The following is a 21,334-nucleotide window of genomic DNA, read 5'->3' on the forward strand; positions in this document are numbered from 1 at the left end:
GATCTTCCAGGTGGCCGATTACGGCCTGGTGGCGGACTTGTTCGAAGCTATCCCTGAGTTCGAGAAGCTGGTCTGATTCAGCGGCTTGGCTTATAAAAGAACCCGGCCGTTTGGCCGGGTTTTTTTTGAGTTATTTATCGAACACTTCGTATCCCCTGTATGAGCCGGCTTGCTGGCGATGGCGGCTGAATAGGCGATGCAGGGCTCACGGGCCTCATCGCCGGCAAGCCGGCTCCTACAAGGGTTGTGGCAACACGGTATTTTGCGGTGAAGCACCAAACCTGTGGGAGCCGGCTTGCTGGCGATGGCGGCTGGATAGGCGATGCAGGTCTCACGGGCCTCATCGCCGGCAAGCCGGCTCCTACAGTAGGGCGGTGCCAGCCGTCATCACCGCGGTGTATCCCGGCGTCGGATGATTTTTGAGAAGGAGATTCACCTCATGGACAGGCTTCGCGCCGCGGCGCTGTCACTGCTGCTGGGCTTGCCCGTATTGGCCCCGCAGGCCCTGGCGCTGGGCAAATGCGAGCGCCTGATCGTCACCGGCAGCCCGGATGCACCGCCGTACCTGTGGCGTGATCCTCAGGACCCGGGGCACCTGATCGGTGCCAGTGCCGACCTGCTACGCCAGGTGGCGGGGGAGCTGGGGCTCAAGGTCGAGGTGCTCTACGGCGGTAAACGCGCCCAGGCCCAGGAAGAGGTGCGCAGCGGGCGCATGGACCTGCTGGTGGATGCGCCCATCGCCCTCGACGAACTGGACTCGCTGGACTACATCCACCCGGCGCTGGTGCAAAACGATTTCCTGGTCTGGACCCGCAAGGATTCACCACTGGTCTACAACAGCGCCGAGGATCTGCACGGCTATACCGGGGCGGTCTCGGAAAAGGCCCGGATGACCCAGCCGTTCAGCGCCTTTATCAAGGAGCGCCTGACCCTTCAACGCACACCGACCTTGACCCCGGCCCTCCACAAGCTGCTGCTGGGCGAGGTCGACTATGTGCTGGCCGGGCGTTATGCCGGCATGGTCACGAGCCAGGCCCTGGGCATGGCCAACGACCTCAAGGCCCATCCGCAACCGATCGACCAGCCGGGGCTGTTTCTCGCGATTTCCCACAACTCGGCCTGCAATGACCCCTGGTTGCGCGGACAGTTGGCGAAAAAGATGACAGAATTGCCCGCCTCCGGCCTGACCGAAGCCGCGCTGCAGCGCAATCTGGAGCGTTGGGCGGCGCAATTGCAGCCCGTCAGCGCCCCAAAACCGTAGGGATTTTTTTGTGAGTATTCGACCTCTATTTGCTGCCCTGGCCGTGCTGGCGCTGGCGGGCTGCGCCACCGATCCGGCGCCGAACGAGCAGATGCGCCTGACCGAGCGCGCCATCGCGCAGGCCCATGCCGTCGGGGCCAACGCCAATGATGTCCCAGAGCTGAAACAGGCCGAGGACAAGTTCCGCCGGGCCAAGGCCAATATGACCGAGCAGGCTTACCGTGGCGCCCGGCGCAAGTCTGAACAGGCCGAGCTGGATGCCCGCCTGGCCGAAGCCCGGGTGCTGACCGAGAAGAGCCAGGAGCAGGTCACGCTGCTCAACACCCGCATCACGCGCCTGCATAAGCAACTGGAGACGGCTCAATGATCTATTCGAGCGCAAGGGCGGGCGGCCTGTTGCTGCTGGCCTGTGTCGGTTTGTACGGTTGCGCCGGCCAGAACGACAGCGAGGCGGCCTTGCAGGCGGCGTCGGCGAGTTTTCAGAAGGTCAAGGAAGACACCAATGTGTTGCGCTACGCGCCCAAGGATGTGATCCGTGCCGGTGAGTCCCTGGCCCGGGCCGAGCGCCTGTCCGGCTATCTGGGCAGCGCCGCTGACGTCGAACACTACGCCTACCTGAGCGAGCGCTACGCCGACATTGCCCGCGAGCACAGCGAAACCGCACTGAACCAGGAGCGGGCGGCCAAGCTGGAACTGGAGCGCCAGCGCCTGCAACTGGCCTTGCGCGAAAGCAAATTGCTTAGCGTGCAGCAGCAGGGCAAGTGGGTAGAAGAGCAGATCGCCAGCCTGACCAGTAACCAGAAAGATCGCGGCCTGGTGATGACCCTCGGCGATGTGTTGTTCGACACCGGTGAGGCGGAATTGAAGAATTCGGCCAATCGCACGGTGCTCAAGTTGGTGCAGTTTCTCCAGCTCAACCCGCGGCGCGTGGTGCGTATCGAAGGGTATACCGACAACACCGGCGATCCGGACAACAATCTGCAGCTGTCCCGTGACCGCGCGCAGTCGGTGGCCGATATGCTGGTGGACCTGGGTATCGATGAGAAGCGCATCGAGGTCATGGGTTATGGCGACCAGTACCCGGTGGACGTGAATGCCAGCGAGCGCGGGCGGGCGCAGAACCGTCGGGTCGAGATCGTTTTTTCCGACGAGAAGGGCCGGCTGGGCGCGGCACGCTGACGGCTATCGGTTTACAACGAAGACCCGGCCCTCTCAAGGCGCCGGGTTTTTTGTGCCTGCTACATCCTCGAAAACACCGTGCAACCCTGTAGGAGTCCGGCTTGCCGGCGATGGCGTCCAGGTAGGCACCGCAAGGCTCAAGGGCCTCATCGCTGGCGAGCCAGCGCCTACAAGAGGATGCGGTGTTTGCGCGATGGTGGGTGCCCGTACAGTTTTACTTCTCTTGTCACTGTATTGTCGACTATTGTAGAAACTGTGCCAGTACACTTTTAAACTGTTCCGGTATTGTTGCGTCCAAGAATAAAAATGCCGTTGAAACCGAGTGCCGCTTCATGACCAACCTATTGCTCTACCAACGTATTGCTCAGCAGCTCGCCGAGGATATCCGGCGGGGTGTCTATCAGCCGGGTGAGCGCGTGCCGTCGGTGCGCAAGATGAGCTCGCAGCTCAATGTCAGCCACGCCACGGTGCTGCAGGCCTATGCCAACCTGGAAGACCAGGGGCTAATCCGCGCGCGTCCGCAATCGGGCTACTACGTGCACCAGACCCCGGCCCTGACCGCGCCCACCCCGGACATCGCCCGGGTCGAACGGCCGGGGCTGGTCACCCGCAGCAGCATCATCCAACAGGTGCTGGTCGAGTCCCGCCGTGAAGGTGTGTTTCCCTTCGGCGCGGCGGTGCCGTCGGTGGATTACCTGCCGGTGCGCGCGTTGCACCAGCAATTGGCCAAGGTCACGCGCTTTCACAGCCCGCGGGCCTTCAGCTACATGTTCAGTCCCGGTTTCGAACCGTTGCGCCGCCAGGTGGCGATTCGCATGCGCGATGCCGGGGTGGTGATCGACCCCTCGGAAGTGGTGATCACCCACGGTTGCGTGGATGCCCTGCAAATGTCGTTGCGGGTGCTGACCCGGCCGGGCGACCTGATCGCCGCCGAATCGCCGACCTATTACGGCCTGCTGCAACTGGCCGACCTGCTGGGCCTGAAAGTCATCGAGATCCCCAGCGACCCGTCCACCGGCATGAGCCTGGAGGCCCTGCAACTGGCGGCCAACCAATGGTCGATCAAGGCCCTGGTATTGACCACCCGGCTGAGCAATCCGCTGGGCGGGACCATGCCGGAAGAACGGCAGAAGCAGTTGCTGCGTCTGGCTTCGGACTTCGATATCCAGATCGTCGAAGACGACATCTACGGCGAGCTGATGTTCGAAGTCGGTCGGACCAAGGCCCTCAAGGCCTATGACCGCCTGGACCGGGTAATTTACTGCTCGAGCTTTTCCAAGACCCTGTCGCCCGGCGTGCGCATCGGTTGGATGATCGCCGGCAAGTTCCAGCAGGAAATCCAGCGCTTGCAGACCTTCAGTACCCACTCGGCGTGCAGCGTGACGCAGATGGCGGTGGCGGCCTATCTGGAAAACGGCGGCTATGATCGGCACCTGCGTTTTATCCGCCAGGAGTACCGCAAGAACCTGAGTGCCTTCCAACTGGCGGTGCAGCAGTTCTTCCCGGAGGGGACGCAGATGACCCGGCCTACCGGCGGTTTCATCCTGTGGGTCAGCCTGCCGGGGCGGGTCAACACCCAGGAGTTGCACGTGCGGGCACTGCAGCAGGGCATCAGCATCGCCCCGGGGTTGATCTTCAGTAACACCGAGCAGTTCAACCACTGTATCCGGCTCAACTGCGGAATCCCCTGGAATCGCGAGGCCGAACGGGCGTTGATGACCCTCGGCATGCTGGCCAGCCAGCTGTGCCAGGAAACGGCGGCCGGGCTTTTGTGACGGGCCGGGGACAAGCCTGGGCGGTCCTGGATGATCGCCCGCTTGTCAGGAGACGCTCAACAGGCGAGCATATGCCCCCCCTGTCGTCCGTGCCGTAGAGCCTATGAAAGTGACTCTTTCCATTCGTTTGCTGTTGATTTTCGTGCTGGCAGGCTTGGGCGCGGGAGTTGTTGTGACGGCGCAGGCCCAGGACACAAGCGTACCCGCGACCGCGACGACGGCGAAAAAGCCGCTCGGGAGCCCGGCCAGCAGCGTCAAGCTGGTGAAGAAAAAACACCCACCGAGTAAACGGGCAACTACCCAGAAGGTTGCGCCGGGCAAGGCCAAGCGGCGTGCACCGATTGCCGCCAAAGCCGTGCCGGCCAGTGACGCGCTGAACACCACGCTGCCACCGCCCCAGCTGGATCTGAGCCTGCCCCAGGACATGGTCAAGCGCCTTGAGCCGCCAGGCACGGTACCCTTGTCGAAAAGTCGGCCGCTGTTGCCACAACTATTCGAAAAAAACCCTGAACAGACACCTTTCCAGCTCAATGGGCGCTTGCTCAAGAATGAGATGGATCTACAGTTGCGTAACGAGGGGCGCAAGGAAGTCGACGGCGCGGCCCTGGATTTTGAATTCAAACAGTAAAACGGCCCACCCGGCACGACGCTTCGTCGGTGACTGCCCGGTCATGGGCCTTATCCGTGAAAAACAATTGTGCGACCAATTTTAAACAGCCGTTTTAGCGGTTACTCTGTCCTCCACACACCTTTTTCCCTGCCAGGAGCGTGTCGTCATGAAGTGCCGTGAGGGCTGTGGCGCTTGTTGCATTGCCCCTTCCATCAGTACGCCGATTCCTGGCATGCCTAACGGTAAGCCGGCGGGAGAACGTTGCGTGCAACTCTCGGTCGAAGGTCTGTGCGGCTTGTTTGGCAAACCTGAACGGCCCTCTGTGTGTGGGGCTTTCCAGGCCGATCCCGAGGTCTGCGGCAGCAGCCGGGAAGAGGCGATCCGCCTGATCGGCTGGTGGGAGCAAATGACAGCGGCGTGAGGTGTGTTCAATGAACGGAACTTCGACAATAAGGAATAAAACAATGAGTTCGCTGCATCGAATGGCTGTGGTTTGTGGTTTGACTGTCCTGTTGAGCGGTACCGCGTATGCGCAGAACTGGGAAACGGCCAAGGATCAGGACGGTATCAAGGTCTCCCTGAGTGAAGTGGCCAACTCCCAGTACAAGGCCTACCGTGGCGTGACCCTGATCAAGGCGCCCGTGGCGAAGATCCAGGCGCTGCAGGAAGACGTGGTCGGGGCCTGTGCCTGGATTCACGAGTGCAAGTCGCAGAAGCTGCTGAAAAAAGACGGTGATCTGAGCTGGACCTACACCCAGTTCAAGGCGCCGTTCCCGGTCACTGATCGCGATTCCATCTTGCAGATCACCACCACCAAGGGCGCTGATGGCAGCCTGACTCGCACGCTCAAGGAAGTGCCGACCTACCTGCCGGAAGAGAAAGGTTATGTCCGTGTCGCCCAGGTGGAGGGCTTCTGGAAGCTGGTGCCCAAGGACGGTGGCCTGACCGAAGTGACTTACCAGGTGCACACCGAGCCGGGCGGCAGCGTGCCTTCGTGGCTGGCCAACAAGTTCGTGGTCGATGCACCGTTCAATACCCTCAAGGCCCTGAAGGAACGCGCCGAGAAGTGAGAGGCTGATCAACTCGGCTTGTCGGACATTGTGGGAGCCGGACTTATCCGCGAAGAGGCCCTTGAGGTCGCCAAAAGCTTCGCGGGCAAGCACCGCTCCCACATCAGGTTATTGGGCGTTCTCCGGGGCCCATACCTTTCACATCCGGTTGAACGATCTCCCATGCTCTACAGTCCAGATACTGTAAGCCCCTTGATGGGCTTTACCGAGGAGGCACCGATGAGCAAGTGGGCAGTTACCTTCGTCGACGATCATGGCGTGCAGGACACGGAGCACTTCGAATGTGCCAGCCAACCGGACCTGGAGCAGGCGGCGCGCTTGATTCGCGCCAAGCTGTTGCCGGTTCCCGCCGCGCTTGACCTCAATGATCTGGAAGGCCGTACCCCGGACCCGACGGTCAAAAGCCTGAAGGATCAGAACAGCATCCAGATCCTCAGTATCACGCCTTTACCCTGACCGCGCTTTTTCCTCTGCACTCCCTCTGGCAGAGGTGATGTCATCGCGCTACTCTGCAAGGGAGATCAGCGAATGATTCGCTATAGGTCTGGTCTTGTCAGCTACATGCTTGTTTCCCGGTTGTCGTATCGCCAGCGCCGTTCGGTGCCTGGTTCGGGAGTACGGAAAGTCTATCCAACGCTTGCTGAGGAGGACGTTTCATGAGCACAGCCTATCAAGAAGACATCAGCAGCAACGTGCTGCGCCGCATGAAAGAAGGCGGTTTTGATTTCGCACGCATCCATCCCATCGAGTTCTATGCCGTTTTCCCGGACGAGGAGCGGGCGCGCAGGGCGGCAGGCAAGTTTCGCGGTGAATCCTTGAATGCCCAGGTCAGTGTTCGTGACGACGGTGCCTGGTACCTGGAGTTGAGCAAGGTGATGTACGCCACCTATGGCGGTATCGGTGACTTCGAACAGAACTTCGGGGCGGTGGTCGAGCCTCTGGGCGGCACCATCGAAGGTTGGGGCGTCAAGCACCCGGTACGGGCGCTTAATTGAGAGACTTCCTTCCACCAGCAGCGGCTGACCCAAGGGTCGGCCGTTTTTGTTTGTTGCGCACAAAAAAGGGCCGCCCGGGCAGGTGGGTAAACTCTGGCTATGCTGGTGGATAGGCAAAGCCTGCTTCGCAATGAGGCGCTGCTGTTTGTATTGGGGCGTTTACTGCACAGTGATGGTGCGGCGCAGGTTGGATGATTATCCAACGTGTTGATATTAAAGCGTTTATGCCGATGGCACGGGCCTTGCGAAGGCCCTTGTGACCGGGTGACAAGGAGCACGGCATGATCCGCACCTATTTTGACGAGATGTACGATGCCGGCGGCCAGGTCCGCCCGCATTACCGGGAGTTTGCTCGTTGGCTGGCCGATACTCCCGAGGAGTTATTGGCACAACGGCGACGTGAGGCCGATCTGCTGTTTCATCGCGCCGGGATTACTTTCACCCTCTATGGAGACGAACAAGGCACCGAACGCCTGATTCCGTTCGATACCATTCCCCGCAGTATTCCCGCCAGTGAATGGCGCGTCGTGGAGCGCGGTTGTATCCAGCGGGTCAAGGCGCTGAACATGTTTCTCGCCGACCTCTACCACGAACAACGCATCATCAAGGCCGGGATCATTCCCGCCGAACAGGTCCTGGCCAACGAGCAGTACCAATTGGCGATGCAGGGCCTGAACCTGCACCGTGATATCTACTCGCATATTTCCGGGGTCGACCTGGTCCGTGATGGCGACGGCACCTACTACGTCCTGGAAGACAACCTGCGTACCCCCAGCGGCGTGAGCTACATGCTCGAAGACCGCAAGATGATGATGCGCCTGTTCCCCGAACTGTTCGCTGCCCAGCGCATCGCGCCCATTGACCATTACCCCAACCTGCTGCTCGACACCCTGAAAAGCTCCAGTCCGCTGGACAACCCGAGCGTGGTGGTACTGACGCCCGGGCGCTTCAACAGTGCGTTCTTCGAGCACGCGTTCCTGGCTCGGGAAATGGGTGTGGAGCTGGTGGAGGGCGCCGACCTGTTCGTGCGTGACGACAAGGTCTTCATGCGTACCACCGACGGCCCGAAACAGGTGGATGTGATCTACCGCCGCCTCGACGATGCGTTCCTCGATCCGCTGGCCTTCAACCCCGACTCGATGCTCGGCGTGCCTGGCCTGTTGTCGTCCTACCGGTCCGGCAATGTGGTATTGGCCAATGCCATCGGCACCGGGGTGGCGGACGACAAGTCGGTGTACCCATTCGTTACCGACATGATCCGTTTTTACCTGGACGAAGAGCCGATTCTGCAGAACGTACCCACCTGGCAATGTCGCAAGCCCGAGGAGCTCTCCCACGTGCTGGCGCACCTACCGGAATTGGTGGTCAAGGAAACCCAGGGCTCGGGCGGCTACGGCATGCTCGTGGGGCCGGCGGCGAGCGCCGCGGAAATCGAGAATTTCCGCGCTCGGCTCAAGGCCAAGCCCCACGCTTATATCGCCCAGCCGACGTTGTCCCTGTCGACCTGCCCGACCTTTGTCGAGAGCGGCATTGCCCCGCGCCATATCGATCTGCGTCCATTTGTCCTCTCCGGTCGTGAGACCCGCGTGGTGCCGGGCGGGTTGACCCGTGTCGCACTGCGCGAAGGCTCCCTGGTGGTGAACTCGTCCCAGGGCGGCGGCACCAAGGACACCTGGGTGGTCGAGGATTAAGGAAGCCTGACATGCTAAGTAGAACTGCCTCGGATTTGTATTGGATGTCGCGTTATCTGGAGCGCGTGGAAAACCTCGCGCGGATGCTCGACGTGAGTTATTCGTTGTCGTTGATGCCGCAGGATGGTCGTGGCGACGGTCTGCATGAAATGGCCATGCCGTTGTTGATCACCGGCACCCTGGACGATTACCTGGAACGCCATGGCGAGCTGCACGCTGACCGGCTGCTGCATTTTTTCGCCCTGGACGCGGCCAACCCGGCGAGTATCTTCAGTTGCCTGCGGGCGGCGCGGGCCAGTGCCCATGCGGTGCGTGGGCGGATTACCGCAGACATGTGGGAAAACATCAACGCCACCTGGCTGGAAATTCGCGGCATTGCCGACCAGGGCTTGGGGCGCTATGGCATGAGCCGTTTCTGCGAGTGGATCAAGGAACGTTCCCATCTGTTCCGTGGGGCGTCCTACGGCACCATCATGCGTAACGATGCCTTTCGTTTCATTCGCCTGGGCACCTTTATCGAACGGGCCGACAACACCCTGCGCTTGCTCGATGCCCGCTACGACATGGCCGGCGACCAGGCCGACGCGGTCAGCGACGGCACGGCCCACGCCTATTACCAGTGGAGTGCGTTGTTGCGGGCCTTGTCGTCGTTCGAGGCCTACACCGAGATCTACCGTGACGCCCCGGGCGCCCGGCAGGTCGCCGAACTGCTGTTGTTGCGTGCCGATGTGCCGCGCTCATTGCGCGCCTGCACCGAAGAAATCGACCAGATCCTCGCCAGCCTGCCGGGTATCAACGGCCGGCCGGCCCAGCGCCTGGCCGCCGAGATGGATGCGCGACTGCGCTACACCGGTATCGATGAGATCCTCGATGAAGGCCTGCACACCTGGCTGATCGAGTTTATTCCCCTGGTTGCCGAACTGGGCAACGCCATACACAGTTCTTACCTGGAGGCTGCATGAGACTTTCCATTAGCCACGAGACCACCTATCACTACGAGGATCAGGTGCGGGCGAGCATCCAGTATTTGCGTCTGACCCCCCACGACAGCGAGCGCCAGCACGTGCTCAGCTGGCAACTGAACCTGCCGCGTCCGGTGCGGGCGCAGCTCGACCCGTTCGGCAATATCCTGCATGTGCTGACGCTGGACGAGCCCCACGAAGCCATCATCATCGGCGCCCGGGGTCAGGTGGATATCGATGAGCAGCGCGAGGCCGAGCACGAGAGCCAGTCGGCCTTGCCGTTCTTGCGCATGACCCGCCTGACCGAGCCGGACGATGCCTTGCGCGGCTTCGCCGACAAGCAATGCCGCAAGCGACGTGACCGTAGTGCCTTGATTGACCTGATGCACGCGCTGAACCAGCACATGGCCTACACGCCAGGCGCCACCGAAGTCGACACCAGCGCCGCCCAGGCCTTTGCCCGGCGGGCCGGGGTGTGCCAGGACCATACCCATGCGTTCCTGGCCTGCGCGCGCAGCCTGGGGATTCCGGCGCGTTATGTGTCGGGGTATCTGTACAGCGAGAACAGCGAGCATCTGGCCAGCCATGCCTGGGCCGAAGCCTGGCTGGACGACGCCTGGTACAGTTTCGATGTGACCAACCAGTTGTCCCGGCCGGAGCGCCATCTGAAACTGGCGGTGGGCCTGGATTACCTCGACGCTTGCCCGGTGCGCGGCATGCGCCGGGGTGGCGGTTGTGAGCAGATGCACGCCAAGGTGCTGGTATCGCCGACGCCGATCCTGTCGGTGCAGCAGCAGTAAGGTCCTAGGCTCTGTACGATAACTGCCTGCGCGACGATCATGCTGCGTTAAAAACAGGCTCGGATGCTCATTTAGTGGACTAAACTCCGCTTCCTCGCCTGTTTTTGCCTTGCCTGATCGCCGCTCGGCGAGTTCTCGTACAGGTCCTAGATCGGCTGTTTGCGTTTGGCCATGTGCTTCAAGTACGCCACCAACTGATCCAGTTCGCCATCCGGCAGCACCGCCGGCGCGAACGCGGGCATCTTCGCCTGTGGCCAGTGCCGCAGGTTCTGCGGGTCACGGATATAGCGCTTGAGATAGCCGGCGGCGAAGTATTCGGTGGGGTTGTAGGGTACGTTCAGGTCCGGTCCGACCTGGGCATCCCCGGCGCCATTGAGCCGATGGCAGGCCAGGCAGTTTTTCTGAAACAGCGCAAAGCCCTTGTTCACTGGATCATTGGCCGCCAGCTTCGGGTCCGGCCGCAGGGCCGGGAAACGTTCGGCCACAGGCGCCAGGCGCTTGATGCTCGCCATCTGATAGGGCCATTGTTCAGGGCTGATATGGCCCGCCTGCGGGTCTGTCCAGACCAGGTAAAAGGGGCCAGCACTGGGTTTGCCTTCAGCCAGTGGCGGCCAGGGCTTGCCCGGATCCTCCACCGCCAGCCAGGCTTGGGCACCTTGGCGACTCAATAGTGGGGCGGCACCCATCTCGGCGGCAAAACCATCCAGCGCCACCGCCTGCAGGTGGTCGTCGGCCTTGATCCCTTCCAGCAAGGCCGCTATTGGCACCGCGCGATAGGTCATGTCGCGCTTGTAGGAGACATCATCCTTGACGGTGATGGTCTGGGCCTGGCCCAGCAGCTCCTCGGTTTGCCAGGTCCGGATACCGCTGCCCTGGGGCAGTTCCAGTTGCGCGGCATAAAGGGTAGGGCAGAGCAGCAGGGTCGTGAGCAGTATCAGCGGCTTCATTCGGTAGGGGGACCTGTCGGGGCGGCCTCATCGGCGTTATTGCGCAAATCGAGAATCAGCGCGCGGTCGCGGATCTCCTCCACCGCGCGATTCACATCGATGATGCCCGCCTGGGCGGAACAACTGATGAGCGGCGCGGGAATGACAATCCAGTGGCGCATGAGTCTCTCTCCATTGAGTCATGGCTCAAGATTGGCACACAAAACCGCACTTCGGTAGTGAACCGATGAAGGTCGCGCTGGGGTTGCCGGGAAACACGCCACAGCGCGTCTAGCCGATCACTTTGGTGAGGTTCGGCAGGATCAACAATAATGTGGTGGCGATGACGATGAGACCGGCTTGACGGATTTTCGAATGTTTGAACATGGCGGACTGCCTTTTGTTGTTATTCCTGACGACGACTACTGACAACAATGCTGCTGGAGAGATGCCTCGGCAAAACCCGACGGCCATCACTACAGGCTTAACCTTAGAGCCCGCGTCACACTTGACTTAGAACCATTTCGTATCAACTGATCAAAATATCTTTTTAAAAAGGCATGAGGCATATCGCCAGCCGCCTAGCGGGCCTTTTGCTAGACGCGTGCAAGGGTGAAAAGCGCTTGTCCCTTAGCCGACTACCGTTCGTCCGAGTGTGAGGATCAGCGCCGTTCAACCGCCCGTTCGCCGGTTTACCGGCTAGCTGAACCGCAGCTTGCGACAGTGCGTTCTGTGCTTGCCTTGAGCGCGGGTTTCAAGGCAGGCTCGGGTTTCATTCTTTGTCTTTTTGTGTCAGGTATTTTTATGTCGTTACGCATCTGCATTCTGGAAACCGATGTCCTGCGCCCGGAACTGGTCGATCAATATCAGGGCTACGGGCAGATGTTCGAGCGCCTGTTCTCCCGTCAACCGATCGCGGCCTCCTTCTGCGTGTACAACGTGATGCAGGGCAACTACCCGAGTGACGAACTGAGCTTCGACGCCTACCTGGTGACCGGCAGCAAGGCCGACTCCTTTGGCAGCGATCCGTGGATCCAGACCCTCAAGGTCTATCTGCTGGATCGCTACCAGCGTGGTGACAAGTTACTCGGCATCTGCTTCGGCCATCAGTTGCTGGCGCTGCTGCTGGGCGGCAAGACCGAGCGTGCGACCCAGGGCTGGGGCGTGGGCACTCACCAATACAAGATGGCCGCCAAGGCACCGTGGATGAGCCCGGTGCGCGAAGAACTGACCCTGTTGATCAGCCACCAGGACCAGGTCACTGCGCTGCCGGAAAATGCCACGGTGATCGCCTCCAGCGATTTCTGCCCGTATGCGGCGTACCACATCAACGACCAGGTGCTGTGCTTCCAGGGGCATCCGGAATTTATCCACGACTACTCCCGGGCGCTGCTGGAGATTCGCCAGGAGTTTCTCGGCGAGCAGATCTATTCCAGTGGCGTGGCCAGCCTGGTGCACGAGCACCACGGCACCACGGTTGCGGAATGGATGATGCGTTTCGTGGCGCATAAGCCAGAGGCGGCATCGGCCTGAATGGGCGAGAGGGGTTTCCAGGGGGCTGGTTTATAGCCAGCCGGATTTCTTGAAGCTGGCCCACAACCCCGTGCAGCCCACCGCAATAAATCCCAGCACGGTGAAATAACCGTAGTGCCAGTTCAGTTCTGGCATGTTCTGGAAGTTCATCCCATAGATCCCGGCCACCGCCGTCGGGAACGCCAGGATCGCCGCCCAGGCGGCGAACTTGCGTTGCACCACGCTCTGGCGCGCGGCCTCCAGCAGCACACCGATCTCGATGGTCTGGCTGGCGATATCGCGCAGGGTCGCCAGGTCTTCCATCTGGCGGGTGACATGGATCTGCACGTCGCGGAAATACGGGCGCATGTTCTTGTCGATAAACGGGAAGTCCAGGCGCGACACCTCCTCGCTGATCTCCACCATCGGCGCCACGTAGCGGCGCAGACGCAGCACATCACGGCGCAGGTAATGGATACGTTGGATATCGCCCTCGTTCAGGGAATGGGTGAGCACGTTCTTTTCCAGTTCGTCGATCTCGGCGTGGATGGCTTCGCTGACGGGCTGATAGCTCTCGGTGACGAAGTCCAGCAGGGCATACAGCACAAAGTCCTCGCCGTGCTCCAGCAACAGCGGTCGGGCTTCGCAGCGTTGTCGGACGTGGGCGTAGGACTTTGAGTGGCCGTTACGGCAGGTGATGATGTAGCCGTTGCCGGCAAAGATGTGGGTTTCGATGAACTGCAGTTTGCCGTCGTTGCGTATCGGCGAATAAGTGACGATAAACAGCGCATCGCCGAAGCTTTCCAGCTTGGGCCGGCTGTGCTTTTCCAGGGCGTCTTCAATGGCCAGTTCGTGGAGGTTGAACTGCTTTTGCAGATTGGCCAGTTCCTCGGCGTTGGGTTCTTCCAGGCCGATCCAGACAAAATGGTCCGGCTTGGCCGCCCAGGCGCTGCCCTCATCGAGTGTGATATCCCGGACTTTCCTGCCGGCACTGTAAACCGCCGAGGCAACGACTCTACCCATAGTGCTGATCACTTCTTCTTTTTTTGAGGGGGGGTGCAGCTTATCCTGCCCTGCCTGATCAGAGTCAGCAAACGCGCGGGAGTTCGGGGAACAGTTGTTGATCCATGGTCGCGATGCAGGCGCGCATCTGCTCGCGGCATTCGGCGATCAGCATCGGCAGGTCGTCCAGTGTCAGCCCGGCGGTCGGAATCGCCGGCAGCGAGCGAATCAGGATCTTGCCGCTGCGCCAGCGGTTCAGGCGCATGTGCTTGATATAGCTGCTGACACACACCGGCACGATCGGTACCCCGGCGGTAATGGCCATCTGGAACGCGCCTTTCTTGAATGGCAGCAGTGCTTCACCCAGATTGCGCGTGCCCTCTGGAAAGACCCAGATCGAGGTGTTCTTGTGCTGCAAGGTTTCGGTGGTGGTCAGCATGGACCGCCGGGCCTTGTGGGCATTGCCGCGGTCGATCAGCACATTGCCGGCCAGCCAGAACAACTGGCCGAACAGCGGTACCCACTTCAGGCTTTTCTTGCCGATGCACACGGTGCGGCGGGGCACCACGTTGCCGAAGACGAACAGGTCATAGTTGGATTGATGATTGGCGACGATCACGCAGCCGTGCGGCTTGTTCATCAACTGTTCGACCTCGGCCTTGACCCGCAGGCGCAGGATGCACATCGCAGGCAAAGCATAGAGGCGGGCGCACAGCCGACTGTTGTCCGGATTGAAGGGCCGACACAGCCCGAGCAACACACCGAGCACACCGGCCAGCACAAAATGCAGTGCCATCAACAACATACGTACCAAAAACAGCATCTATAGGGTCCGCCGGGACAAAAGGTGGCGCAGTGTACGGATGTGCACTGTTTTCGGCAATTGCCGTCTGTAGCCGGGAGATGGCGATGTTTTAGCGCATGTTTCCGCTTGATGGCGGCAGGTGCGGATTAGAGCGGTTGCGAGGTTGGGGGCGCCGTAGGAGCAAGTTTGCGCCGGGCCGCGTTCCGACAATGGAGATCAACGATAACGCGGGCCTACAGGAGCACACAGTCCCTGTGGGGAGCTGGCTTGCCGGCGATGACGGCCGTAAGAACGATACAAGACTCAAGGGCCTCATCGCCGGCAAGCCGGCTCACACAGTTTTTCGTTCGCCTGGCCGACGGAGACAGGCATAAATCCTTCTCCGACGGTAAAGGCAGGCGCGGGGTTCAGCCCAAATGTTCCTGATCGAGAAGAATCGCGTTATCCAGGGTTTCCAGCAGCGCCTTGCGCACCTTCAGCTTGGTGTTCTTGTGGGCGTTCATATTGATCTTCTTCAGCGCCTGGGCGGCGGCCAGCGCGGCGTCTTTCAGGGCATCGGCGGCCACCACCTTGTCGAGGAACCCGGCGTCCACGGCGTCCTGTGGATTGAACATTTCGCCATTGATCACCGAGCGGTGGAACGCCGAACGGCGCAGGCGATCGCGGGCCAGTTCGATCCCGGCGTGGTGCATGGTCATGCCGATCTGCACTTCATTCAGACCGATGCTGAACGGCCCCTCGACGCCGATCCGGTAATCGGCCGAGAGCAGCAGGAACGCGCCTTTGGCAACGGCGTGCCCCGGGCAGGCGACGATCACCGGGAAAGGGTGGGACAGCAGGCGGCGGGCGAGGGTGGAACCGGCGGTCACCAGGCTCACGGCTTGCTTGGGGCCGGCGGTCATGACTTTCAGGTCGTAGCCGCCGGACAGGATGCCGGGTTGGCCGGTGATGATGACGATGGCGCGGTCGGCGGTGGCCTGGTCCAGGGCGGCGTTGAAGGCGGCAATCACGTCTGGGGAAATGGCATTGACCTTGCCATTGCTCAAGGTCAGGGTCGCGATACCGTCGTCGAGGTGGTAAGAGATCAATTCACTCATGACGCAATTCCTTATATAGAAGTGGAGCAGACGTTACCCAGCCGCTGGGGTCAGGTAAAGCGCCGTGACTGACTGGTGAGTCAGGCTTTTCCGTGTTCGGGCCGGGCTGGCAGCTTGCGGCGGGCCTGTTGGGGAGGGGATAGAGGGCTGCGCACCGGGCCGGAGATTGGCGGTTTTGCCCTGATCCGTGGGCCGGGGGCGTGGGGGAGGCCGGCTGATTGACTTAAGCGCATGAAAATTCTGAAAAAAACCTTTGCCATCGGAAAAGCTTTCGACTACATTAGCGCGCCTCGACAGACTGAATAGGTTTGACGAGATACGGTGAAGTGTCCGAGTGGCTTAAGGAGCACGCCTGGAAAGTGTGTATACAGGAAACTGTATCGAGAGTTCGAATCTCTCCTTCACCGCCACATTCTGCAAACACAAACCCCTGATTTTCCTAGAGAAAGTCGGGGGTTTGTGGTTTTTGGCGTCTGAAAAAGGGCGATATGGGAACATATTCACATTCGTGACTCATTCGGCGGTAGGTAATCGTTCCTTCGAGGGCTCATCTGGTCTGGGGTCTTGATCCAGTACAAGCTTATTCAGGTCCAGAAACATAACCGGCTCTTTGCGAGCTCGATTTTCCTCGGTGTCCAGAAGCCTCAGGCCTACTTTTTCGTAGAACGGAACTGATGTTGCCTTGGAGTCAGTGACCAGGAATCTGCAACCGACATGCTGGGCGATAAAATCTGCCGCCATGGCAATGGCAAACTCCATCAGTACAGTGCCTATTTTTTTACCCGCATATTCAGCATGGCTTGCAAGCCGAGCGACCTTCAGTGCTGGCATGGACGAATAGCGATTTGCGTGCTCGCTGTCATCCAAGGCATAGGTGTCATGCAGCTCAATTTCGCTGCAGGTCAGAGTGAGTTGGGCTTGTCTTCACGCATGTGCTGAACAAAACGCACAGCGTCGTTATCACTCAGCTCAACGCGGCTGAACGTGTCGCTGTTGATTGCCATTGGCATTTCCTTGCAGCAGTCACCGCTACTTTGTTATTTTTTTGGCATCGTAATGATGATGTCAACTGACTGTGGAATTCAGGTCTGAACGGTATTTAGGTGCGAGACGGCCCTGGGGCCGCCTCGTATTCACAGGACGCCAATCCTGTATCTCTGAATGTGCAATGATGATTGAACCTTAACGCCTGACGGGCAGCTGGGAAAGGGGAAATGGAGCTGGATTTTGTAAGACAAGGAGTTGCTTTTAATGGTGGGTACGGGTCAACAGGTGCAGATGCAGGTCCAGTCGACCCACCCACTGACTCCGGGATTCCTGGCCCGCGTTGTACTCCTCCGAAATCTCTCTGGCAGTGATGGCTTAGCGCTATCATCCAGCTCAAATTCTGAGTATCCTGACCAAAAGCCCTTATCCATCAGGGCTTTCCTCCCTCTCGATCTATCTAAGAGTGGTTTCTGAGAACCCCGAATAACGCGCTTCGACAATTCCGTCCGTACGGATCTGTTTGGAAAAGTAACGGCTGCTCTTATCGCCACCAAACAGATGTGGATAACATCAAAAAAACCAACAGAAAGGTTTCTGCGAAGCAATATCGCGCCTGTACCTGCCATGGAAAAAACACCAGTGGTCCCCGGGAACAGCTTCCCTGTTACCCGAAAACCAAAAACAGAATGCTTTGTGGGGGATTGAATGAATAAATGGTTCGGCAATATTAGCGTCAACCTCAAGCTGGCTCTGGGCTTCGGCCTGGTATTGGCACTGACCACGGTCCTTGCCCTGACCGGCTGGACCAGCCTGGACAAGTTGATTTGGCGCAGTGATCGGATGGGCGACGTCACCTTGTTAGATTCGTTGTTGACCAAAGTACGCGCGGCTCGCCTGCAGTACATGCTGAGCAATGGCGATGAAACGGTTGCACAGAACGTGCAGGTCGCCCTGGACGCCTTCAGCGCCCAGGATCAAAAACTGACCCAGACGTTCAAGAACCCGGAGTTTGTAAAGCTGCTCGCAGAGCAGGCGGTCATCATCGGCAAATTCCAGCAGTCGCTGAATAAAATGCATGACGCCTATCGTGCTCGCAATAGTGCCCGACAAACCTTCAGCGACAGTGGTGCGACGGCCTTGAAGTTGATCGAGGCGGTCCGTAGTGGCGTGCTGCAAATGCCCCCAGGCGACGCGGACCGTATCGAACGCTTCCAGGCCATCACCCAAACCAAGGAGCAGTTCCTGCTGAGCCGTTTCGAAGTTCGCGGTTACATTGCCGATGGCACCCCGGATGCCGAGCACAAGGCCATCAACCAATTAAATGAAACCATGGATAGCCTGAAACAGCTTGGCGAACATTTCGGCTCGCCCCAACCGGATGCTTTGCGTCAGCTGGCAACCGCCCTGGGCAACTACCGAACCGCCTTTCTGGCCTACAAAACGGCCAGCGATGTCGTCACCCTGACGGGCAAGGAGCTGGCCGATCAAGTGGCCGAGATATCGGCTCGCAGTGACGCCCTTTACCAGGGGCAGGTGGACAGCCGTAATAGCGAAGTGACCCAGACGCGCATGCTGCAATTGGGCAGCACCCTGTTGAGCTTGCTGTTCGGCATTCTGGCCGCCGTCATCATCACTCGCCAGATTACCGGACCGATTCGCGAAACCCTCGGCGTCGTCGAACGCATTGCCGGTGGCGACCTCACGCACAACCAGGTGGTCACTCGCCGTGATGAACTGGGCACGCTGCAACAAGGCATCCAGCTCATGGGCGAGACCCTGCGCAACCTGATCAGTGGTATTCGCGATGGTGTCACGCAGATCGCCAGTGCCGCCGAGGAACTGTCGGCCGTGACCGAACAGACCAGCATCGGGGTTAACAGTCAGAAGGTCGAGACCGATCAGGTCGCCACCGCCATGCACGAAATGAGCACCACCGTGCAGGCCGTCGCGCGCAACGCCGAACAGGCCTCGCAAGCCGCTGCAGAAGCTGACGGCCAAGCCCGTGAAGGTGACCAGGTGGTGGCCGAGGCCATCACGCAGATCGAGCGCCTGGCGGCGGAAGTACTGCGTTCCACCGAGGCCATGACCCTCTTGCAGCAGGAAAGCAACAAGATCGGTAGCGTCATGGACGTGATCAAGGCCGTGGCCGAGCAGACCAACCTGTTGGCGCTCAATGCCGCCATCGAAGCTGCCCGCGCCGGTGAGGCCGGTCGTGGTTTCGCCGTGGTCGCCGACGAAGTGCGCAGCCTGGCCCAGCGCACCCAGAAGTCCACCGAGGAAATCGAAGGGCTGGTCGCCGGCTTGCAGAGTGGTACCCAACAGGTGGCCAACGTCATGAGCAACAGCCGTAGCCTGACCGATAACAGCGTCGCGCTGACGCGCAAGGCCGGTGTATCACTGGGGAATATCACCCGCACGGTGTCTGACATCCAGTCGATGAATCAGCAGATCGCCGCCGCCGCCGAGCAACAAAGCACCGTCGCCGACGAGATCAGCCGCAGCATCATCAACGTGCGCGACATTTCCGAGCAGACCGCTGCCGCCAGCGACGAAACCGCCGCCTCCAGCGTCGAGCTGGCACGCTTGGGCAACCAGTTGCAGATGATGGTCAGCCATTTCAAGGTTTGACGGAGCAAGGTGGAATGGGTGACCGGCATATCCCGCCACCTGATCCACGCCTCGTTCAGCTCATGCAGCCGACTGACTGAATGACCTGCCCAGTGTAGTGAACCGCGGCGGGTTCTGACCCAGCCGTGAGGTTATCCGTTGGCTAAGGCCTCGCCGGTGTCCAGGAATCGCAAACGTCTCAGCCGCCGAGACTCTGAACCAGGTTCTCGAGCATTTCAATGGTCGCATTGTCTTGCATCGGTTCTGCGACTACAGGCACTCGGTGCTGGTGCGTCAGACGGTATTCGCTGGGGGTGCAGTTGGCGAACTGCTTGAAGGCGCGGGCGAAGTAGGACGGATCCTTGAAGCCGGCCTCATAGCCGATGCTGGTAATGGGCATCTGGCTGTTGTCGAGCAGTTCCTTGGCGAAGTTCATGCGCTTGTTCAAAATGTAGTCGGTGAAGCCGAATCCGTAGGCTTCCTTGAACAGGCGGCTGAAGCGAAAGGTGGTCATGCCGCAGCGCTTGGCCAGTTCTTTCTGGTCGATGCTGTCCTGAAAATGCTGGTCGATATACAGCAGTACATTGCTGAGCGCCTGGTGTTTCTGGTGGTCCGGCGTCATCCGGATACTGCCCGGCAGCGTTGGGGAATGGTCGATCTGCGCGGTCTTGCGCTGGTCTTTGACATGCCGGCGCAGCGTGTGGAGCTGGGCTACAGCCGCCAGGTAGCGACCCTTCTCGGCGGCTGAAAGGGGCAGCACCAGGTATTCCCAGACGCTGGAACGCATCGCCCATACAGCCAGTTCTTCGGAGTGCTGCACGGTGAACATGGTGATCGGGATCGTGGGCGCGGTGCGTTTGATCTCCAGCAACATCCTCAGGCCCGGTGTGTCAGGGCGATCGAAATGAATGCAGATCATGTCGGCTTGCACTTGGCTGGAGAACACCGATTCTTTTGCCAGTTTGCAGTCGCAGGCGTGCTCAAACTGCGTGATGAGTTCGCTTGTGGAGCGATCGTGGGTCCGATCGAACCAGAGTAGTGATGGTTTCCTGGTCACGTTAGACGTCATGTGCGGGTCTCTGAGGTGCGTGCCGCCATCCACTGAGGAGTATTGCCAATTTGATATCACTTTTCAGACTAAATCATGATAATAAAGTCTGAATTTAGTTCTATATGCTCTATGTTTTGCTCGGAGGCCGGGGCCGGGCAGTTGTTTATTGGCGTGTTGGCGCTGTACTCGGGATTTACCGTTCGTCGCTTGTGAATCAACGAAGCGCTATTTGCGAATCATTTCTTGTTTTTAATCTTTCCTTTCCTTTCTGCAGAAGCCAATAACCCACTCGTTGGCCATGCCTGCAAAAAAGTCCTAGCGATACGCAAAATCCTCCTAACCCTGTTGGCGGTGCCCTGACTAAGGTAGCCACAAGCAGTGCAAAAAGAACTGCTTCCCCCGAAAGAACAACTAGCGAAAATGAGGTGTACAAAATGACTCTGCAAACAATCAAAACTTCGGTCCTGAAGTTCGCCAAAGATGAAGATGGCCTGACCATTGTGGAATACGCGGTGGCGGGTGGGTTAATTACGGTGGCTGTCGCCGCAATATTCGTGAAGCTGGGCGGCGCGGTGAATACCCAAATCACAGCGCTGTGTGCCGCGGTCAAAGGTGCTGCCTGCTGATAGGCCATTCCCGCTGGGTGACATGGCGATGCCCATGGAGCAGGTGGTTGCTTTTATCTTTGCCGATGAGGCTGCCGGGAAACTTTCTTAATGGGCTTCGCGTTGTCTTTATCAACCTATGTTCTGCGCGGATTGACCGCTGTTGAGGGTGAGTAAAATGACGCTGCAAACAATGAGAACTTCGTTACGCAAGTTCGCCAAAGATGAAGATGGCCTGACCATTGTGGAGTACGCGGTGGCGGGTGGGTTGATTACCGTCGCTGTTGCAGTCGCGTTCACACTACTTGGCGGCAACGTGAATACCAAGATCACGGCACTGTGCCAAATCGTTAATAACAACGTTGCGTGCTGACGATTAATCCCCCGTAGGGAGAAGCC

General features: G+C 59.6%; 23 protein-coding genes, 1 tRNA gene and 1 pseudogene. 18 read left to right on the plus strand and 7 right to left on the minus strand.

Features of this window, described 5'->3' with window-relative positions; genetic code table 11:
* The 13 genes and pseudogenes from AC07T0_RS12375 to AC07T0_RS12435 form a co-directional block, all read left to right on the plus strand.
* Nucleotides 1–76: pseudogene (locus AC07T0_RS12375) on the plus strand (electron transfer flavoprotein subunit alpha/FixB family protein); the annotation flags it as partial.
* A gap of 363 nt (nucleotides 77–439) precedes the next feature.
* Complete coding sequence (locus AC07T0_RS12380) at nucleotides 440–1,261, plus strand: substrate-binding periplasmic protein (RefSeq protein WP_495001443.1); 822 nt, start codon at nucleotides 440–442, stop codon at nucleotides 1,259–1,261.
* A gap of 10 nt (nucleotides 1,262–1,271) precedes the next feature.
* Nucleotides 1,272–1,628, plus strand: coding sequence for a DUF4398 domain-containing protein (locus AC07T0_RS12385; RefSeq protein ID WP_495001444.1), 357 nt, complete (start codon nucleotides 1,272–1,274; stop codon nucleotides 1,626–1,628).
* Nucleotides 1,625–2,440, plus strand: coding sequence for an OmpA family protein (locus AC07T0_RS12390; RefSeq protein WP_495001445.1), 816 nt, complete (start codon nucleotides 1,625–1,627; stop codon nucleotides 2,438–2,440). The genes AC07T0_RS12385 and AC07T0_RS12390 overlap by 4 nt, the downstream gene beginning before the upstream one ends.
* Before the next feature lie 332 nt (nucleotides 2,441–2,772).
* On the plus strand, nucleotides 2,773–4,215 hold the full coding sequence (locus AC07T0_RS12395) for an aminotransferase-like domain-containing protein (protein ID WP_495001446.1): 1,443 nt from the start codon (nucleotides 2,773–2,775) through the stop codon (nucleotides 4,213–4,215).
* Nucleotides 4,216–4,318: 103 nt separating this feature from the next.
* Nucleotides 4,319–4,843, plus strand: a complete 525-nt coding sequence (locus tag AC07T0_RS12400) for a hypothetical protein (protein ID WP_495001447.1) — start codon at nucleotides 4,319–4,321, stop codon at nucleotides 4,841–4,843.
* 148 nt (nucleotides 4,844–4,991) lie between these two features.
* Nucleotides 4,992–5,246 (plus strand): YkgJ family cysteine cluster protein, encoded by a 255-nt coding sequence (locus AC07T0_RS12405; RefSeq protein WP_495001448.1) that lies wholly within the window; start codon nucleotides 4,992–4,994, stop codon nucleotides 5,244–5,246.
* Nucleotides 5,247–5,289: 43 nt separating this feature from the next.
* Nucleotides 5,290–5,895 (plus strand): START domain-containing protein, encoded by a 606-nt coding sequence (locus tag AC07T0_RS12410; protein ID WP_495001449.1) that lies wholly within the window; start codon nucleotides 5,290–5,292, stop codon nucleotides 5,893–5,895.
* A gap of 219 nt (nucleotides 5,896–6,114) precedes the next feature.
* A complete protein-coding gene (locus AC07T0_RS12415; RefSeq protein ID WP_495001450.1) occupies nucleotides 6,115–6,351 on the plus strand; it encodes a hypothetical protein in 237 nt (78 codons plus the stop codon).
* Nucleotides 6,352–6,551: 200 nt separating this feature from the next.
* Nucleotides 6,552–6,890 carry a ribonuclease E inhibitor RraB gene (locus tag AC07T0_RS12420; RefSeq protein ID WP_100940701.1) on the plus strand — a complete coding sequence of 113 codons (339 nt, stop codon included), beginning with the start codon at nucleotides 6,552–6,554 and terminating at the stop codon, nucleotides 6,888–6,890.
* Between the two features lie 281 nt (nucleotides 6,891–7,171).
* Nucleotides 7,172–8,581 carry a circularly permuted type 2 ATP-grasp protein gene (locus AC07T0_RS12425; RefSeq protein WP_248796806.1) on the plus strand — a complete coding sequence of 470 codons (1,410 nt, stop codon included), beginning with the start codon at nucleotides 7,172–7,174 and terminating at the stop codon, nucleotides 8,579–8,581.
* A gap of 11 nt (nucleotides 8,582–8,592) precedes the next feature.
* A complete protein-coding gene (locus AC07T0_RS12430) occupies nucleotides 8,593–9,543 on the plus strand; it encodes an alpha-E domain-containing protein (protein ID WP_100940699.1) in 951 nt (316 codons plus the stop codon).
* Nucleotides 9,540–10,343 carry a transglutaminase family protein gene (locus AC07T0_RS12435; RefSeq protein ID WP_495001451.1) on the plus strand — a complete coding sequence of 268 codons (804 nt, stop codon included), beginning with the start codon at nucleotides 9,540–9,542 and terminating at the stop codon, nucleotides 10,341–10,343. Before AC07T0_RS12430 ends, AC07T0_RS12435 begins: the two co-directional genes overlap by 4 nt.
* 146 nt (nucleotides 10,344–10,489) lie before the next feature.
* On the opposite strand, the gene AC07T0_RS12440 is transcribed toward AC07T0_RS12435, so the two are convergent.
* Entirely contained in the window at nucleotides 10,490–11,290 is an 801-nt protein-coding gene (locus AC07T0_RS12440; protein ID WP_495001452.1) for a cytochrome c, read from the minus strand.
* Complete coding sequence (locus AC07T0_RS12445) at nucleotides 11,287–11,451, minus strand: hypothetical protein (protein WP_495001453.1); 165 nt, start codon at nucleotides 11,449–11,451, stop codon at nucleotides 11,287–11,289. The genes AC07T0_RS12440 and AC07T0_RS12445 overlap by 4 nt, the downstream gene beginning before the upstream one ends.
* A gap of 622 nt (nucleotides 11,452–12,073) precedes the next feature.
* Here AC07T0_RS12445 and AC07T0_RS12450 point away from each other — a divergent pair.
* A complete protein-coding gene (locus AC07T0_RS12450; protein ID WP_495001454.1) occupies nucleotides 12,074–12,802 on the plus strand; it encodes an amidotransferase in 729 nt (242 codons plus the stop codon).
* A gap of 30 nt (nucleotides 12,803–12,832) precedes the next feature.
* Here AC07T0_RS12450 and AC07T0_RS12455 read toward each other — a convergent pair whose 3' ends face one another.
* From AC07T0_RS12455 to AC07T0_RS12465, 3 genes are all read right to left on the minus strand, one after another.
* Complete coding sequence (locus AC07T0_RS12455) at nucleotides 12,833–13,804, minus strand: magnesium and cobalt transport protein CorA (protein WP_495001455.1); 972 nt, start codon at nucleotides 13,802–13,804, stop codon at nucleotides 12,833–12,835.
* Nucleotides 13,805–13,868: 64 nt separating this feature from the next.
* Nucleotides 13,869–14,606 carry a lysophospholipid acyltransferase family protein gene (locus AC07T0_RS12460; RefSeq protein ID WP_495001456.1) on the minus strand — a complete coding sequence of 246 codons (738 nt, stop codon included), beginning with the start codon at nucleotides 14,604–14,606 and terminating at the stop codon, nucleotides 13,869–13,871.
* Between the two features lie 389 nt (nucleotides 14,607–14,995).
* On the minus strand, nucleotides 14,996–15,685 hold the full coding sequence (locus AC07T0_RS12465; RefSeq protein ID WP_495001457.1) for a crotonase/enoyl-CoA hydratase family protein: 690 nt from the start codon (nucleotides 15,683–15,685) through the stop codon (nucleotides 14,996–14,998).
* A gap of 320 nt (nucleotides 15,686–16,005) precedes the next feature.
* Here AC07T0_RS12465 and AC07T0_RS12470 point away from each other — a divergent pair.
* Nucleotides 16,006–16,095 (plus strand) — tRNA-Ser (locus AC07T0_RS12470).
* Nucleotides 16,096–16,198: 103 nt separating this feature from the next.
* Here the strand turns inward: AC07T0_RS12470 and AC07T0_RS12475 are convergent.
* On the minus strand, nucleotides 16,199–16,552 hold the full coding sequence (locus AC07T0_RS12475; RefSeq protein ID WP_495001458.1) for a GNAT family N-acetyltransferase: 354 nt from the start codon (nucleotides 16,550–16,552) through the stop codon (nucleotides 16,199–16,201).
* 825 nt (nucleotides 16,553–17,377) lie between these two features.
* Here AC07T0_RS12475 and AC07T0_RS12480 point away from each other — a divergent pair.
* Nucleotides 17,378–19,300, plus strand: a complete 1,923-nt coding sequence (locus AC07T0_RS12480; RefSeq protein WP_495001459.1) for a HAMP domain-containing methyl-accepting chemotaxis protein — start codon at nucleotides 17,378–17,380, stop codon at nucleotides 19,298–19,300.
* Nucleotides 19,301–19,478: 178 nt separating this feature from the next.
* Here AC07T0_RS12480 and AC07T0_RS12485 read toward each other — a convergent pair whose 3' ends face one another.
* Nucleotides 19,479–20,348, minus strand: coding sequence for an AraC family transcriptional regulator (locus tag AC07T0_RS12485; RefSeq protein ID WP_495001605.1), 870 nt, complete (start codon nucleotides 20,346–20,348; stop codon nucleotides 19,479–19,481).
* A gap of 416 nt (nucleotides 20,349–20,764) precedes the next feature.
* Here AC07T0_RS12485 and AC07T0_RS12490 point away from each other — a divergent pair, with 416 nt between their 5' ends.
* Nucleotides 20,765–20,956, plus strand: a complete 192-nt coding sequence (locus AC07T0_RS12490; RefSeq protein WP_495001460.1) for a Flp family type IVb pilin — start codon at nucleotides 20,765–20,767, stop codon at nucleotides 20,954–20,956.
* A 157-nt stretch (nucleotides 20,957–21,113) separates the two neighbouring features.
* Nucleotides 21,114–21,308, plus strand: coding sequence for a Flp family type IVb pilin (locus tag AC07T0_RS12495; protein WP_495001461.1), 195 nt, complete (start codon nucleotides 21,114–21,116; stop codon nucleotides 21,306–21,308).
* The last annotated feature ends 26 nt before the right edge of the window (nucleotides 21,309–21,334 follow it).

It is taken from the genome of Pseudomonas sp. GW821-FHT04D07 (genome assembly GCF_059420225.1).